The organism is Cupriavidus sp. 2KB_3 (assembly GCF_052115685.1).
Classification (GTDB): Bacteria; Pseudomonadota; Gammaproteobacteria; order Burkholderiales; family Burkholderiaceae; genus Cupriavidus; species Cupriavidus campinensis.
The window spans coordinates 1-15,309 of record NZ_JBFRHD010000003.1 but is presented as its reverse complement, the minus strand read 5'-3'; the positions used below and the strand labels follow the sequence as shown (position 1 = coordinate 15,309).

9 protein-coding genes, 1 pseudogene and 1 riboswitch are annotated in these 15,309 nt (G+C 65.6%); of the genes and pseudogenes, 8 read left to right on the top strand and 2 right to left on the bottom strand.

What is annotated here, in order from left to right:
* Positions 1 to 13 precede the first annotated feature (13 nt).
* Positions 14 to 298: a muconolactone Delta-isomerase gene (gene catC, locus AB4120_RS03385; protein ID WP_149139151.1), complete on the top strand. Its 285-nt coding sequence runs from the start codon at positions 14 to 16 to the stop codon at positions 296 to 298.
* A gap of 15 nt (positions 299 to 313) precedes the next feature.
* Entirely contained in the window at positions 314 to 1,093 is a 780-nt protein-coding gene (pcaD, locus tag AB4120_RS03380; protein ID WP_149139152.1) for a 3-oxoadipate enol-lactonase, read from the top strand.
* A 51-nt stretch (positions 1,094 to 1,144) separates the two neighbouring features.
* Here pcaD and AB4120_RS03375 read toward each other — a convergent pair whose 3' ends face one another.
* Positions 1,145 to 1,642, bottom strand: a complete 498-nt coding sequence (locus AB4120_RS03375; protein WP_149139153.1) for a hypothetical protein — start codon at positions 1,640 to 1,642, stop codon at positions 1,145 to 1,147.
* A 239-nt stretch (positions 1,643 to 1,881) separates the two neighbouring features.
* On the opposite strand from AB4120_RS03375, the gene AB4120_RS03370 reads away from it, so the two are divergent.
* The 6 genes from AB4120_RS03370 (at position 1,882) to AB4120_RS03345 (ending at position 15,106) form a co-directional block, all read left to right on the top strand.
* The gene (locus AB4120_RS03370) at positions 1,882 to 2,238 is read left to right on the top strand and encodes a hypothetical protein (RefSeq protein WP_149139154.1); all 357 of its coding nucleotides are present in this window, start codon (positions 1,882 to 1,884) and stop codon (positions 2,236 to 2,238) included.
* Between the two features lie 270 nt (positions 2,239 to 2,508).
* On the top strand, positions 2,509 to 2,712 hold the full coding sequence (locus AB4120_RS03365) for a cold-shock protein (RefSeq protein WP_149139424.1): 204 nt from the start codon (positions 2,509 to 2,511) through the stop codon (positions 2,710 to 2,712).
* Between the two features lie 268 nt (positions 2,713 to 2,980).
* The gene (locus AB4120_RS03360; RefSeq protein ID WP_187645241.1) at positions 2,981 to 3,118 is read left to right on the top strand and encodes a hypothetical protein; all 138 of its coding nucleotides are present in this window, start codon (positions 2,981 to 2,983) and stop codon (positions 3,116 to 3,118) included.
* Positions 3,119 to 3,251: 133 nt separating this feature from the next.
* Complete coding sequence (locus AB4120_RS03355; protein WP_149139155.1) at positions 3,252 to 3,761, top strand: hypothetical protein; 510 nt, start codon at positions 3,252 to 3,254, stop codon at positions 3,759 to 3,761.
* A 204-nt stretch (positions 3,762 to 3,965) separates the two neighbouring features.
* Positions 3,966 to 12,578: a GH36-type glycosyl hydrolase domain-containing protein gene (locus AB4120_RS03350; RefSeq protein WP_149139156.1), complete on the top strand. Its 8,613-nt coding sequence runs from the start codon at positions 3,966 to 3,968 to the stop codon at positions 12,576 to 12,578.
* Between the two features lie 41 nt (positions 12,579 to 12,619).
* A riboswitch (cobalamin riboswitch) is annotated at positions 12,620 to 12,862 on the top strand.
* Between the two features lie 144 nt (positions 12,863 to 13,006).
* Complete coding sequence (locus AB4120_RS03345) at positions 13,007 to 15,106, top strand: TonB-dependent receptor (RefSeq protein ID WP_262389793.1); 2,100 nt, start codon at positions 13,007 to 13,009, stop codon at positions 15,104 to 15,106.
* A 27-nt stretch (positions 15,107 to 15,133) separates the two neighbouring features.
* Here the strand turns inward: AB4120_RS03345 and AB4120_RS03340 are convergent.
* Positions 15,134 to 15,309: pseudogene (locus AB4120_RS03340) on the bottom strand (UDP-glucose 6-dehydrogenase); the annotation flags it as partial.

Sequence of the window (15,309 nt, the reverse complement as noted above, 5' to 3'; positions counted from 1 at the left end):
ATAGGAGCCCACCATGCTGTTCATGGTTGAAATGACTGTTCGCATTCCCCAAACGCTCGACCCGGTCGTTGCCGACAAGATCAAGGCGGAAGAGAAGGCGTACTCCCAGCAGTTGCAACGCGACGGCAAGTGGCGCCACCTGTGGCGCGTGGCCGGCCTCTACGCGAACGTGAGTATCTTTGACGTCAAGGATGCCGACGAACTGCACACGCTGCTGACCGCCCTGCCGCTGTATCCGTACCTGGATCTGAAGGTGACCGCGCTGGCCCAGCACGGTTCGGCCATCGCCCAGAACTGAGCTCCGGAGACCGCCATGCCTTTTGCTGAACTTGCGGACGTGAAGCTCCATTACCGGTTCGATGGGGATGAGAGCCTGCCCGTGCTGGTGCTGTCGAACTCCCTGGGCACCAGCCTCGACATGTGGCAGCCACAGATCCCGGCGCTGACGCAGCGTTTCCGCGTGCTGCGCTACGACACGCGCGGCCACGGGCAGTCGTCCGTCACCGAGGGGCCGTACAGCATCGCGCAACTGGGTGGCGACGTCATCGCACTGCTAGACCATCTCGGCCTGCAACGCGTGCACTTCTGCGGGTTGTCGATGGGCGGCATCACTGGCATGTGGCTGGGCGTCCACCATGGTGACCGCCTCGACAAGCTGATCCTGTGCAACACGGCGGCTTATATCGGGCCGCCCGAGAACTGGACCAACCGTGCTGCCGCTGTAGAGCGCGACGGTGTGGCCTCGATTGCCGCTGCCGTGGTCGACAAATGGCTCACGCCGGATTTCGCGGCGCAGCAGGCGGATCTGGTGCAGACGTTGCGGACGATGCTGGGCGCGACGGACGCGCGTGGTTACGCGGCGAACTGCCGGGCCGTGCGCGATTCGGATCTGCGCAACGACGTGCAGCGCATTGCCACGCCCACGCTGGTGATTGCCGGCACCGGCGACATCCCGACCCCGCCTGCGGATGCTCGATACCTGGCGGAGACCATTCCCGGCGCAAGGTACGTGGAACTGTACGCCGCGCATCTCTCGAACCTGCAGCAGGTGGAGGGATTCAATCAGGCCGTGCTGGAGTTTCTGGATCGCTGATGCGTGACGCGGGCTCCCGCCGGGAGCCCGGCGGGCAGCGCTGGCAAGGCATCACCGGATCTTGCCGAATCCCCCAATGGCCCACTGCAAGCCGCTTTCCCGCGTCAGGCGGAAGTCCGGCCGCACTTTGACAGTAGCGAGCACGTCCCCGAACTGACCGACCGCCGAGAGCGTGCCGAACGGCTCGTACTCATCCGGCGTGATAACAAGCTGGATAGTGACTGCGTCCGATCCGACTTCAACGGTTACCTGCTTGTTCAATTGCGCGTGCAACTGCTGCTCGTGTCGGCGGATGACTTCCGAAGCGGTCTTCACCAGGGTCTGATGCGCGGTCGCATCCAGCGGCTTCGGATCGACCTTGTTTCGGCCCATTGTCCACGGACCGACCAGTGCAGGCTCTGCGCTGCCCTCCCGGATCATCTCGACGGCCCACCCATCGCCGTCCTCGTTCTTGATGACCCGCGCGGTCCACCCCTTGTCTCGCCAAAGTCTGGGCTCATGGATAGGGGTGGCTTCAACGGCTGAAGAGACTGTGTCGCTGTGATTCATGGATCTCGTGTTCAATGCATGCGGACTTCGCCGTCGGCGCGCAGCAGGCCGCAGCCTTGGTGGCGGCTAAACGCCGCATTGTAATGGGATCGGCATCACGTTGACCGAATCCGGTTTTCCTCGCCGAAATGGCCCTCGCTGCCTATGCGGGGCGGGAGGGTAGCCCATGGTCCAATACCCGCGATTTCCTGAGTTGAATATCTTGGTGGAGTAAGCGAACGTCCTATGGAGCCAACAACATGAAATACTCCCTGCTCGTTGTGTTGCTCGCAGCCGCCGGATGCGCCACTCCGCCGCCGCCGGCACCCCTTCCGCCGCCGCCGCCCGAGAATGCCAGCAAGGTGGGCCAAAGCCAGATGCCGCCCAAGGCGGCCGCACAGTGCATCGGATCGAAATGGACGCAATCTTCCGGACAGCCGGCCATGATCCAGTATGTGTTTGCCAACGACACGGCATTCGATGTCTTTGTCCCGGGCCAGACCCCACCCGCCGGCACTGCCGCCATGGTGCGGCCAGCGCCGACAGGGACGGGTTCAACGCTGTACTTCCGCGGCAACGACGCCGCGGCGTCCAGCGTCCTGAGCCAGTGTCCCTAGGCGCCGCAACTTGAGGTATCGAATCGAGCCAGGGGTGGCCGATGGCTGGCTTTTCCCCTGGCACGCTTCTGCATGGACGCCATCGGTCGCTTCTGCATCGACGCATTGGTAAGAACGGTTGACCTTCACCTGCATGACCTGTATAAGAGTCATGCAGGATCATCAAGCAGACCGCAGAGTTCTTTGGCGAATCGCCACCTTCCTTGTTTCTTCCTTGACTATCGTGCCTCGCCGGTATTTCCGTCGTGCGAGAATTTTTTAGGATTTGAGATGGAAACAGGTACTGTAAAGTGGTTCAACGATGCCAAAGGCTTTGGTTTTATCACGCCGGATGCGGGTGGAAATGATCTTTTCGCGCATTTCTCCGAGATCCAGGGTAATGGCTTCAAGTCGCTGCAAGAAGGACAGAAGGTGAATTACGTTGAAGGCAGTGGCCCGAAGGGCCCGACAGCGACGAAGATTCAGCCTTCCTGAACGGATTCGACTGGCAGTTATAGAAAAGCTCCGCAAATGCGGAGCTTTTTTTGTTGCGGCGGTCCTTTTCGCTGCGGAGAAATGGCCATTGGCCAGGTCTTGCGCGATCAGCGCTACAACAACGCGGCACGATCACCCTCCCATGGCAACACGCCGAAGTCGAGCACATGGTCGACTTCCTCCGATATATCCCTGCGCCACACAGTAAGAGCGTATGCTGGTATCGCCAATCGGCAATCAAAGCGGCAATAAAGCATCGGAGCATCTCATGGCCAAGAGCCAACTGCGCGGTAACCGCGAAGCAAAAAAACCCAAGCAACCCAAGAAGCCGGCCGTGCCGGCAAGCCCGATCGGAACGGTGCATTCTCGGATCGGCAACGACGGCGTCGGCAAGCGGAAGGCATAAATCGGCGGTAGCCTACCGATGAGGAGGCGCATCATGAAGGCGGCCAGCGCTGACTGCTGGCGCCTTGGCAGGGTTCCGCTCTCCAGCCGCCGATGGCCCAGAAGACATGCGGAACAACAGTCGGAGGCGAGCCATGCGCACGCTCCTTTACTTCATCCTCAATGATGTGGCCACCGCGAAGCTGGCCCAGATTCAACTGCACGCTCTCGTGGCCGGCCCTCAGGAGCCGGAAGGCCCGTGGTTCCTCCGGCGAGACCGGCAGCCTGTGGAGAGCCTGCCCGGCCCTCACGCGGGCCAGGTTACCTATCGCGAGGAAACGGCATTGGCCGGATTTATCGCCGGCGCGATTGCCGGCGTGGTCGTGACCGTTGCCTACGGTACGTCATTCGGTCCAGCCGAAAGCGCTATCGCCACATTAGGGGTTGCCACGCTCGGCGGCATGCTGGGCTGGCTGCTCGGGGCAAGGCTCGGCGGCAAATTCCTGCGCGTCGGATTAACAGAACGCAGACTCCCCATGTTGCCCGGGCAACTCGTGATGGTAGCTAGTTGCGACGGCGGTTCCTGTGCGCCGATGCGCGGCATCGTCAAGGAGCTGGGCGGCGTTTGCCTCGCCGGGACGGCGTACCGCGGCTGGCATCGTTGACGGTTTAGGGGGAACGATGCCTGGAAGCATCGACCGCGTAACGCTTCATACGGGAACATCGCGCCTCCTCGCCCGACAGGGACAACCAGGCCGTTCCAGCCGAATGGGCATGCATCCACTGTAGAACGCCGCGCGCAAGGTCCGTACGTATCGGTGATCCGAGTCACAGGTTCTTGGGGTTCGATCCCTGAACGAAGGAAACTGATGCTAGAGGCCATCCGCCGCGCAATCTTGCTCCCGCCCACACCGTCACCATGGCATGACCCGGCGCCGGTTCGGGGCGAACTGTTTGGCCTCGAACGGCTGGAGCAGCACGCACAGAGTCTGGCGGCCGCGCAAACCGTGACCGTCAGGCCGCCCAGGGTCCCGACGCTGCAGAACCGCCTCAAGGACAATGCGGCGGTCTTGCTGCGCGCCTACCGGGCCAGCGCGTCCGAACTGGAGAAGGGGCGCAGCGTGGTGCCCGCCGCAGAGTGGCTCCTGGACAACTACCACCTCGTTGAAGCACAGGTCCGAGAGATTCGTGACGCCTTGCCGCCGGGCTACTATCGCCAGTTGCCAAAACTTAGCAATGGGCCGTTCGCCGGTTACCCGCGTGTCTTTGGCATTGCCTGGGCGTTTGTCGCCCACACCGACAGTCACGTCGATGCCATCGCGCTGCGGCGCTTCATCGCTGCCTATCAGCGTGTGACACCGCTGACCATCGGGGAGCTGTGGGCCGTGGCCATCACGCTGCGCATCGTCCTGATCGAGAACCTGCGTCGGCTTGCAGATCAGATGACTGCGGGGCGAGCCGCCCGCGCCGACGCCGATGGCCTGGCGCGTCGTGTGCTGGTGGCTGGGTGCGGGCGCTCGGCGCTGGACGCCGATATCGCAGCGCGCTCTGTCCTGCCGTTGTCGGAACTGTTTGCCGCGCAACTGGCCAAGCGGCTGCGCGACCAGGACCCCGTGACCACGCCGATCCTTGGCTGGCTGGAGGCGCGGCTGGGCCGGCAGGGCGTTTCCGTCGATGACGTGGTGTTGCATGCCCAACAGCGCCAGGGTGCGTCCAATGTCACGGTCCGCAATGTCATCACCAGTTTGCGGTTGATTTCAGATCTCGACTGGACCGAGTTGTTCGAGGATGTCAGCCTCGTCAACCGGGTGCTGAGTGCGAACAGCACGTTCGCACTCATGGATTTTCCGACGCGCAACCTCTATCGCAGCGCCATCGAGCGCCTGGCGCGGGGCGCCGCGCTATCCGAGCTGGAGATCGCCGACCACGCGGTGGGCGCCGCCCGTGCCGCCGCTGAAACCGGGTTCGGTGCCGACCGTGTGGAATGCGCGACAGACGCCGGCTATCACCTGATCGGCGAAGGGCTCGGTGCTTTCGAGGCATCGATCGGATATCGCCCCACGGTCGCGCAGCAGCTCAGCCGCTTTCATCTCCGGCTCGGCATCGGTGGCTATCTCGGTGCGACGTTACTGGTCACGGTCTTGCTGCTCGCCCTCTCGTTGTGGTGGTTGGGGGTGGGAGGGGGCGCACCGGTGGTGGCGGCAACGGGGGGATGGCCCATGCTCCTCGCAATCGTCGCGCTGATCTGGCTGATCCCCGCCAGTGAAGTCGCGTTTGCGCTGATCAACCGAGCCATCGCCTGGCACTTCGGGGCGGTCATCCTGCCCGGCCTGGAACTCTCTGCCGGCGTGCCCCGATCCCTGCGGACCCTGGTCGCCGTGCCGACGCTGTTGTCCGGTGAGCCCGAACTGCGCGCCCAGATCGAGGGCCTGGAGGTGCACCATCTTTCCGGCGCCGGGGGAGACCTGAGTTTTGCCTTGCTCACCGATGGCGTGGACGCCGATCGGGAGGTCATGCCGGGCGATGCGCATCTGCTCGAAGTCGCCGCCGACGCCATTGCGCTACTCAACCAACGTCATGGCCCAGGGCCGGCGGGAGATCGCTTTCTCCTGCTCCATCGGCGCCGCATCTTCAATGCGGGCGAAGGCGTCTGGATGGGCTGGGAGCGCAAGCGCGGCAAGCTGCACGAGCTTAATCGCCTGTTGCGGGGCGCCACCGACACCAGCTATGTACCGGTGGAGGGCGTACCGCCGCGGGTGCCGGCGGACGTGCGCTATGTCATTACGCTGGATGCGGACACGCGCCTGCCACGGGACGCGGCATTGCGGCTGATCGGCAAGATCGCGCATCCGCTGAACCGGCCCCGGTTCGACACCGCGCTGCAGCGGGTCACCGGTGGCTATGCGGTCCTCCAGCCTCGGGTGACGCCGTCGCTGCCGGTGGGGCGGGAAGGGTCGTTGTTCCAGCGCATCTTCTCCGCGCCCGGCGGCATCGATTCCTATGCCACCGCAGCTTCCGATATCTATCAGGATTTGTTCAACGAAGGTTCGTACGTTGGCAAGGGTATCTACGACGTCGATGCCTTCGAGGCGGCCCTGTCCGGCCGGATCGCCGATAACACCGTGCTCAGCCACGACCTGCTCGAAGGCATGTTCGCGCGGACGGGCCTGGCGTCGGATATCGAGGTCGTCGAGGAGTTTCCTGCGCGCCATGACGTGGCCGCAAAGCGGCAGCACCGCTGGACGCGCGGCGACTGGCAACTCCTCGGCTGGATCTTCGGACATCATGCCGGGCGCGATGCGGTGCCCGCGGTGGGCCGCATGAAGATGTTCGACAACCTGCGCCGCTCGGTCTTGCCGCTATGCCAGCTCGCGGCGCTCGCGACGAGCTGGCTCGCGCCAGCGCCACTCAACCTGCATGCCACGCTGCTGGTGCTGGCCGCCATCAGCATCCCGATCCTGCTGCCGGGCCTGCTCTCGCTGCGACCCCATCACACGGCGGTTCGATGGCTCAGTCACGCGGCGATGTGGCTGGCTGATTTGCGCACTGCGGCCATGCGGATTCTGTTCACCGTGGCGTTCCTGCCGGATCAGGCATGGAGCACCAGCGACGCCATCGTCCGGACGCTGACGCGCCTGCTCCGTACGCGCCGCCACTTGCTCGAATGGACCACTGCCGCGCAGTCGAAGCGCAATCCCCGGCTGGATCTCGCGGGGTTCTATCGTCGAATGCTGGGCGGGGTCCTGCTCGCCGTGGCGGTGACCGCCATCGCGCTCGGCGTGGCGCCAGCCGGGTGGCCGCTGGTTGTACCGTTTGCCTTGCTGTGGCTCGCCGCACCGGCCCTTGCACTGTGGGCCAGCCGTGCGTCGCGGGCAGCGCCCCGGCTCACGCTGTCGGAGGCGGAAGCCGGAGAACTGCGGCGGATCGCGCGCCGCACGTGGCGCTACTTCGAAGTCTTCGTCACGCCGGCGGACAACATGCTGCCCCCGGACAACGTGCAGGAGAGCCCCCGGCAGGTCGTGGCAAACCGCACCTCCCCGACCAATATCGGCTTGTATCTGCTGTCCGCCGTGGCCGCGCACGACTTTGGCTGGGCGGGTATGACCGAAACGGTGGAGCGGCTCGAGGCCGCCTTTGATTCGCTGCGTCGATTGTCGCGCTACCGTGGGCACTTCTTCAACTGGTATGGCACCCAGGACCTCCGGGCGCTCCCGCCCGACTATGTGTCGTCCGTTGACAGCGGCAACATGGCCGGTCACCTCATCGTGCTTGCCAACGCCTGCGAGGGTTGGGCCCGCCCGCCGGCCGCCGCAACGGAGGCACCGGAGACACGCGAGGGCATGCAGGACAGCGTCGTGCTGGCCCATGAGGCGCTACGAAGCCTGCTCCAGGCAGGCAGCGAGCAAGGACGCGAAGTCGGGTCGCTGCTGAACGAGATCGAGGACCATCTGCACGGCGCGCAACGGATGGCCACGTTGATGCCCACGTTGCGGCGACTGGCCGAGCACGCCACACGGTTATGCGCAGACATGCGCCCGGCCGCCGGCAATGACGCGCTGGGCGACCTCTCGTTCTGGCTTGGCGCACTGTCCAGGCGGGCTGTGGAGCACGAACGCGATGGCGGCGCCCATGCCGCCGCATCGTCAGGTCTGGGTGACCGGCTTCAAGCGCTCGCCAGCGAAGCGCGCGAGATGGCAATGTCCATGGACTTTTCCTTTCTGTTCAACGGGGAACGCAAGCTGCTTTCGATTGGCTTTGCGATGGACGACAACCGGCTCGACACGAGTTGCTACGACCTGCTTGCCTCGGAGGCAAGACTTGCCAGCCTGTTTGCCATCGCCAAGGGTGATGTGCCCACGCGGCACTGGTTCCGTCTGGGCCGTGCCGCCACGCCGCTCGGCAACGGTTCGGCGCTGATCTCCTGGTCCGGCTCCATGTTCGAATACCTGATGCCGTCGTTGGTGATGCGTGCACCGAACGGCAGCCTGCTCGAGCAGACCAATCGGCTGGTGGTCGAGCGCCAGCGCGCCTATGGTCGATCGCTGGGCATTCCCTGGGGCATTTCCGAGTCCGCGTTCAACGCGCGCGATCTCGAATTTACGTATCAGTATTCGAATTTCGGCGTGCCCGGTCTCGGCCTGAAGCGAGGCCTCGCCGAAAACGTGGTGATTGCGCCTTACGCCGCCGCACTCGCCGCCATGGTTGACCCGCCCGAAGCGCTGCAGAACTTCAGGGAACTCGTGCACCTCGGCGCGCTGGCCCGTTACGGCTTTTACGAAGCTATCGACTTCACGCGTTCGCGCTTGCCGGAGCATCAGGACCACGCCATCGTGCGGGCATTCATGGCCCACCACCAAGGCATGAGCATTGTCGCCATCGCCAACACGCTGCTGCACGGCATCATGCGAGAGCGCTTCCATCAGGAGCCGATGGTCCAGGCAACCGAACTGCTGCTGCAGGAGCGCATTCCGCGCAATGTCGCTATCGCGCATCCGCGTGCCGAGGACGTCAAGGCCTCGGCGATCACTCCCATTGTCCAGGATTCGACGGCCAGGCGGGTGCCTGGCGCGGTCGCCGGGCCGCCCGTCACCCATCTGCTCTCGAACGGGCGATACACCGTCATGCTGACGGCGGCGGGGGCAGGCTACAGCCATTGGCGCGATCTCTCGGTCACCCGGTGGCGGGAGGATGCCACCTGTGACGACGCGGGGTCTTTCATCTTCCTGCGTGACAACGAGGACGGCCGGGTGTGGTGCGCCGGTGCGTGGATTCCCGGCAGCGATGATGTCGGCGAGGACAACGAGGTACTGTTCGTCGAGGACCGCGCCGCGTACCATCGGCGTGATGGCACGCTGACCACCACGCTCGATGTCCTGGTATCGGGCGAGGACGACGGCGAGGTGCGGCGCGTGTCGCTGTCCAACAGCGGCCGCCGGGCGCGCGAGATCACGTTGACCTCCTACGCCGGGCTGGCCCTGTCGGCGCAGGCGGCCGATGTCGCGCATCCGGCATTCTCCCGACTGTTCATCCAGACCGAGTACCTGGCCGAGTTTGGCGCGTTGATTGCGACCCGCCGACCCCGTTCGCAAGCCGATCCGCAGATATGGGCCGCACATTTCGCGGTGGTGGAGGGCGACGTCTGCGCCGACCCGGAGTATGAATCCGACCGCGCGCGCTTCCTGGGGCGGGGCCGGACCGTCATGACCGCGCGCGCCGTGCACGACAGCGGGCCGCTTTCGAATACGGCGGGCACGGTACTGGACCCCATCTTTTCGCTGCGGCAGCACGTGCGCATCGCGCCCGGCGGCGTGGCGCGCGTGGCGTTCTGGACGGTCGTGGCGGCGTCGCGCGCCGAGTTGCTCGACCTGATCGATAAACACCATGACCGCAGCGCCTTCGACCGGGCCCGGACCCTGGCATGGACCCAGGCCCAGGTCCAGTTGCGGCATCTGGATATTCAGGCGAACGAGGCGGCTGATTTCCAGCGGCTGGCGGCGGCCATCCTGTACGCGGACCGCCGCCTCAGGGCGCCGTCCGGGGCGATCGCGCGCGGCGCCGGCCTCCAGTCCGGGCTGTGGCCGCACGCCATCTCCGGCGATCTGCCGATCGTCCTCATGCGCATCGACGATATCGACGATATCGCCCAGGTCCGCCAGTTGCTGCGTGCGCATGAGTACTGGCGCATGAAGCGGCTGGGCGTCGACCTTGTCATCGTGAACGAGCACGCCTCGTCGTATTTGCAGGACCTGCAGGTCGCCATCGACACGGCGGTGCGCAGCGGCCAGTCGCAGCCGCGTCTGGGCGAGGAGTTCGCCCAGGGGGCGGTCTACGCGCTGCGCGCCGACCTGATGACCGGCGAGGCGCGCGCGTTGCTGCAATCCGTCGCACGCGTGGCATTGATCGCACGCCGGGGTGCGATTGCCGACCAGCTTGCACGAATACCCGATCCGGCGTGGGCACCGCCCGCGCGGCGCGCGCCGGTTGCATTGCCGGCGCCGCCGCCGCCCTCGGGGCGGCCGCGCGCCGTCACGAGTTCGTCCCAGGATCAGGCAGCGCTCGAGTTCTTCAACGGCCTGGGAGGCTTCGCCCGGGACGGCCGGGAATACGTGGTGGTGCTGGAGGGCGGCACCACCACGCCGGCGCCGTGGATCAATGTCATCGCCAATGAAGGCTTTGGCTTCCAGGTGTCGGCCGAGGGCAGCGGCTATACGTGGTCCGTCAACAGCCGGGAGAACCAGTTGACGCCATGGTCCAATGATCCGGTCTCGGACCCGGCGGGGGAGGCCATCTACGTGCGCGATCTCGCGTCGGGCGAAGTCTGGACGGCTACCGCGCAACCGATACGCGATGGCGGCAAGTACATCGCCCGTCATGGCTTTGGATACAGTCGCTTTTCACACGTGGCGCACGGTATTGGGCTCGAGTTGTTGCAGTATGTGCCGGTCGATGATCCGGTGAAGATCTCGCGGATGACGCTGCGCAATCTCTCCGGGGCGCATCGACAACTGTCCGTGACGGCCTACGTCGATTGGGTCCTGGGCCTGTCGCGCGGCGCCTCGGGCCCTTACATCCTGACCGAGTTCGATGCCGAAAGCGGCGCAATGCTGGCGCGCAACCCCTGGAATCTCGCGTTTCACGGCCGGGTCGCGTTTGCCTGCCTGGTCGGGACCACAACGAGCTGGACGGCCGATCGAAGCGAATTCATTGGCTATCGCGGCTCGCTCGGCCAACCTGCGGCGCTCGTCGCCCCCGCTGGCTCGCCGTCGCTTTCCGGCACGGCCGGGGCGGGGATGGATCCCTGTGCGGCCCTCCAATGCCTCGTCTCGCTCGCACCCGGCGAATCCACCGAGGTGACCGTGCTGCTCGGGCAATGCGCCAGCGCCGATGAGGCCCGTACCATGATCGCCCGCTATCGCGGCGCGGACCTCGACGGCGTGCTCGCGGCCGTGACGGCGCGGTGGACGGATCTGCTGGGCGCAGTGCAGGTCAGGACGCCGGTTCGCGCGATGGACATCATGCTCAATGGCTGGTTGCGCTACCAGACGCTCGCCTGTCGCATCCGGGCCCGCTCGGCGTTCTATCAGGCCAGTGGCGCCTACGGGTTTCGCGACCAGTTGCAGGACACCATGGCGCTCACCTTCGCCAGCCCCGCCGAGACGCGGCGCCATCTGCTGCGCGCCGCCGCGCGGCAGTTCGAGCCAGGCGATGTCCAGCACTGGTGGCTGCCGCACTCAGGGCAGGGCGTGCGCACGCGGATCTCGGACGATTGTGTCTGGCTGGCGTTCGCCACGGCCACCTATGTGATGGGGGCGGATGACGCCGCAGTGCTGGACGAGTGCATTCCCTTCCTCGACGGGCCGACACTGGCTGCCGGCGACCACGACCTCTTTTTCCAACCCATGGTGGCTGAAACCAGCGCATCGCTGTTCGAGCACTGTGCACGCGGCATCGACCGCTGCATCGGGCTGACGGGCGAACACGGCCTGCCGCTGATCGGTGGGGGCGACTGGAACGACGGGATGAATCTGGTCGGCGCCGGCGGAAAGGGCGAGAGCGTCTGGCTGGGATGGTTCCTCGCCCGCACCCTCGCGCTATTCGCCCCGCTGGCGGATTCGCGCGATGCCGTCCGTGCCGCCCGCTGGCGCGCCCATGGCCTGGCGCTGCGCGAGGCGCTGGAGCAGCATGGCTGGGATGGGGCATGGTACCGCCGGGCCACCTACGATGACGGCACGCTGCTGGGCTCGGCGTACAGCGAGGCCTGCCAGATCGATGCCATCGCCCAGTCCTGGTCCGTGCTGTCTGGCGTGGGCGACCCTGCCCGGAGCGCGATGGCGATGGCGTCGCTCGACAACCTCTTGGTCCGCCGCAAGGAAGGGCTTGTGCTGCTGTTCTCGCCGCCGTTCGACGGGGGCGTGGATGACCCCGGTTATCTCAGGGCTTACCCGCCTGGTGTCCGGGAGAACGGCGGCCAGTACAGTCACGCCGCGATGTGGAGCGTGCTGGCCTTCGCGGAACTGGGTGACGCGGACACTGCCGTCGAACTGTTCTCGATGCTCAACCCCATCCACCACGCGCTGACGCCGGCGGCGGTCGATCGCTACAAGGTGGAGCCCTATGTGGTCGCCGCGGATGTCTATTCGGTGGCGCCTCACGTTGGCCGTGGCGGCTGGACGTGGTACACCGGCGCGGCGGGATGGATGCAGCGGGCAGGCATCGAAGGTATCCTCGGCATCCGGCGGGAAGGCGCCTGGCTGCTTGTCGCCCCCCGGATTCCCGGAAGCTGGCCGGGGTTCCAGGCTACCATCGCCCTCGGTGTCGCCCTCGGTGTCGCCCATTACGATATTCGCGTCGAGCGGCGGGGCGCCGGCGATACGGTGTGTACCGCGATGCTTGATGACCTGCCCATCCCCTGTGTCAACGGCGCGGTGCGCGTGCGTGTGGAGGACGGGGAGCATCGTCTGGTTCTTCGCCTCGCTGCCTAACCCCCGGTTACGAGTAGAATGCGCACCGCGGCACTTTCTCAGTGCCGACCGTGATTGCAGGTGCCCGCGATTTTCGTGGGTTAAACGGGAAACAGGTGCGTCGCCCAGCCGCGACCAAGCCTGTGCTGCCCCCGCAACGGTAAGCAGGTTCGAGAATCTGTCATGCCGGTCCATCGGATCGGCGGCCACTGCGCCCGTCTCATGGCGTGGGAAGGCGACGGATTCCCGGGAGCACGTGCTCCCCGCCTGTCAGCCCGGATACCGGCCTGTTGTCATCATCGAAATCCTTTGCACGGGCGGGGTCGTCCGGCTTTACGATGAAATACAACTTGCTCGCGCATTCCGCTGGCCGCCCGCGCTCGGCCCAGACTTCGTCACGTTCCGCACGGGGGCGTCGGCCGCGTGTCCTGGCTGCGTCGCTCGGTGCCATGGCCGGCCTGAATCTTCCCTGTGCGTTCGCACAGGACACCTCCGAATCGCATGACAGGTCTCTGCCGCCGGTGGTCGTCAGCGACGCCGCCTATCCCGGCATGGCGCTCTCGAAACCCGAGTACACGGGCAGCCGCATGGGTCTGACGCCGCTGGAGACACCAGCCAGCGTAGAAGTGCTCAGCGGCGAGACCATTCGCGCGCGGGGCGACCAGAGCGTGCGCGAGGCCGTCACCCGGGCGACCGGCATCACCGGCAATCCATCCCCGGGCAACGGCGGCACCGCGCTCAGCGCGCGCGGCTTCGCCGGCCAGGGCTCGGTCATGCAACTGCTGGACGGCACGCGCATGTATGTGGCCTCCGGCACGGTGACCTTCCCGTTCGATACGTGGTCGGTAGATCGCATCGAGGTGCTGCGCGGTCCCGCATCGGTCATGTATGGCGAGGGGGCGATCGGTGGCGTCGTCAACGTGGTGCAGAAGAAGCCGATCCGCGGCCCCATCGAGAACGAACTCCAGATCACGGGCGGCACGGAGAAGACCGCGCGCGTGGCCTTCGACAGTGGCGGCAAGGTCAACGACAACCTGTCGTACCGTTTTGCCACGGCCTACAACCGGACGGCTGGCTGGGTGGATCGGGGCGATGCCAACAACCTGATGGTGTCGGCGTCCGTCCGGCTGGACGTGAATCCGGACTTCAACCTGACGCTGTCCTATGACGACGGCAGCCAGCATCCGCAGCAATACCTCGGCACGCCACTGGTCAACGGCAGCCTGGACCGCTCGCTGCGCAAGAAGAACTACAACGTGGGCGACGCCGAGATCAGCTATCGCGACCGCTGGACGCGGCTGAATGCCGAATGGACGCCGAATGACCGCGTCACCGTGCGCAACCAGTTCTATTACCTGACCAGCCACCGTCATTGGCGAGACAGCGAGACCTACAGCTACCTGCCGGCCACCGGGCAGGTGCGCCGCACGGACTATCTGGAAATCCTGCACGACCAGGAGCAGGTGGGCAACCGCGCCGACATGACGGTGCGCAGCAAGCTGTTCGGGCTCGATAACACCACCACGGTCGGCGTCGACGTCAACAAGATCAACTTCACCCACTCGAACAACTCGCCCTACGGCGGTGCATCCACGGTACCGGCGCGCGATTTCGATCCGGGCCTGTTCTTCAGCCCGCCGGGCATCGTCACGTCGCCGCGCTTCCGCAGCAACACCACGCAGTACGCGCTGTTCGGCGAGCACCGCATCGCCTTCACGCCGCAGTGGTCGGTCATCGGCGGCGTGCGTTTCGACCATGCCGACCTGACGCGCACCGATCTCCTGGCCGGCTCGGCCTGGGACAAGACCTTCGCCAATACCACATGGCGCGTGGGCACTGTCTACCAGTTCACCCCGAGCCTGGCCGTTTATGCCCAGTACGCCACGGCCACCGACCCGTTAGGCGCGCTGGTCACCACCTCCGACGCCCAGCGCAATTTCAACCTCGCCACCGGCAAGCAGGCGGAAGTGGGCGTGAAGCAGGCGTTCTGGGGTAATCGCGGCGAATGGACCTTCGCGGCCTACGAGATTCGCAAGAACGACCTGCTCTCGCGCGATCCGGCTAACCCGACGATCACCCAGCAGGTGGGCGAGCAGTCGTCGCGCGGGCTGGAGGCATCGGCAAGCGTGGAAGTGCTGCGCGGGTTGCGGCTCGACATCAACGGCACCGTGCTGCGCGCGCGCTATGACGACTTCAACGAATCGGTGGGCGGCGTGCTGGTCTCCCGTGCCGGCAACGTGCCGACCAGCGTGCCGCAGCAGGCCGCCAACGCCTGGCTGACGTGGAACATTATCCCGCAGTGGACGTTCGGCGCGGGCCTGCGCTATGTCGGCGGGCGTTACGCAGACACGGCCAACCGCGTGCGCGTGCCGAGCTATACGACGGTCGATACGGCCCTGTCGTGGCGCGTCTCGAAGCAGGCGGCGCTGACGCTGCGCGTCTACAACCTGTTCAACAAGGACTATGCCGAATCGGTCTCGAATGGGGGGCAGCAATGGCTGCTGGGCCGACCACGCTCGGCGGAGTTGTCGGCCAACTTCTACTTCTGAAGCCGTGGCGATGTGCCAAGGCGCCATTTACCGCGGCATCCCCTCAGCACCGCTGCGCCCGATCGCGTGGTATTCGATGCCGGCTGTCGCCATCGCATCGGGTTCATAGAGATTGCGGCCGTCGATGATGACCGGGGTCTTCAGCTTGGCGCGGATCTCGCTGAAATCCGGGCTGCGGAATACCTTCCACTCGGTCACGATCA

Bases quoted from the DNA above. Each gene is read 5' to 3' on its own strand.
- pcaD (WP_149139152.1), top strand. From the start codon at position 314: ATGCCTTTTGCTGAACTTGCGGACGTGAAGCTCCATTACCGGTTCGAT.
- AB4120_RS03375 (WP_149139153.1), bottom strand. From the start codon at position 1,642: ATGAATCACAGCGACACAGTCTCTTCAGCCGTTGAAGCCACCCCTATC.
- AB4120_RS03350 (WP_149139156.1), top strand. From the start codon at position 3,966: ATGCTAGAGGCCATCCGCCGCGCAATCTTGCTCCCGCCCACACCGTCA.
- AB4120_RS03345 (WP_262389793.1), top strand. From the start codon at position 13,007: ATGGCCGGCCTGAATCTTCCCTGTGCGTTCGCACAGGACACCTCCGAA.
- AB4120_RS03355 (WP_149139155.1), top strand. From the start codon at position 3,252: ATGCGCACGCTCCTTTACTTCATCCTCAATGATGTGGCCACCGCGAAG.
- AB4120_RS03370 (WP_149139154.1), top strand. From the start codon at position 1,882: ATGAAATACTCCCTGCTCGTTGTGTTGCTCGCAGCCGCCGGATGCGCC.
- catC (WP_149139151.1), top strand. From the start codon at position 14: ATGCTGTTCATGGTTGAAATGACTGTTCGCATTCCCCAAACGCTCGAC.
- AB4120_RS03365 (WP_149139424.1), top strand. From the start codon at position 2,509: ATGGAAACAGGTACTGTAAAGTGGTTCAACGATGCCAAAGGCTTTGGT.
- AB4120_RS03360 (WP_187645241.1), top strand. From the start codon at position 2,981: ATGGCCAAGAGCCAACTGCGCGGTAACCGCGAAGCAAAAAAACCCAAG.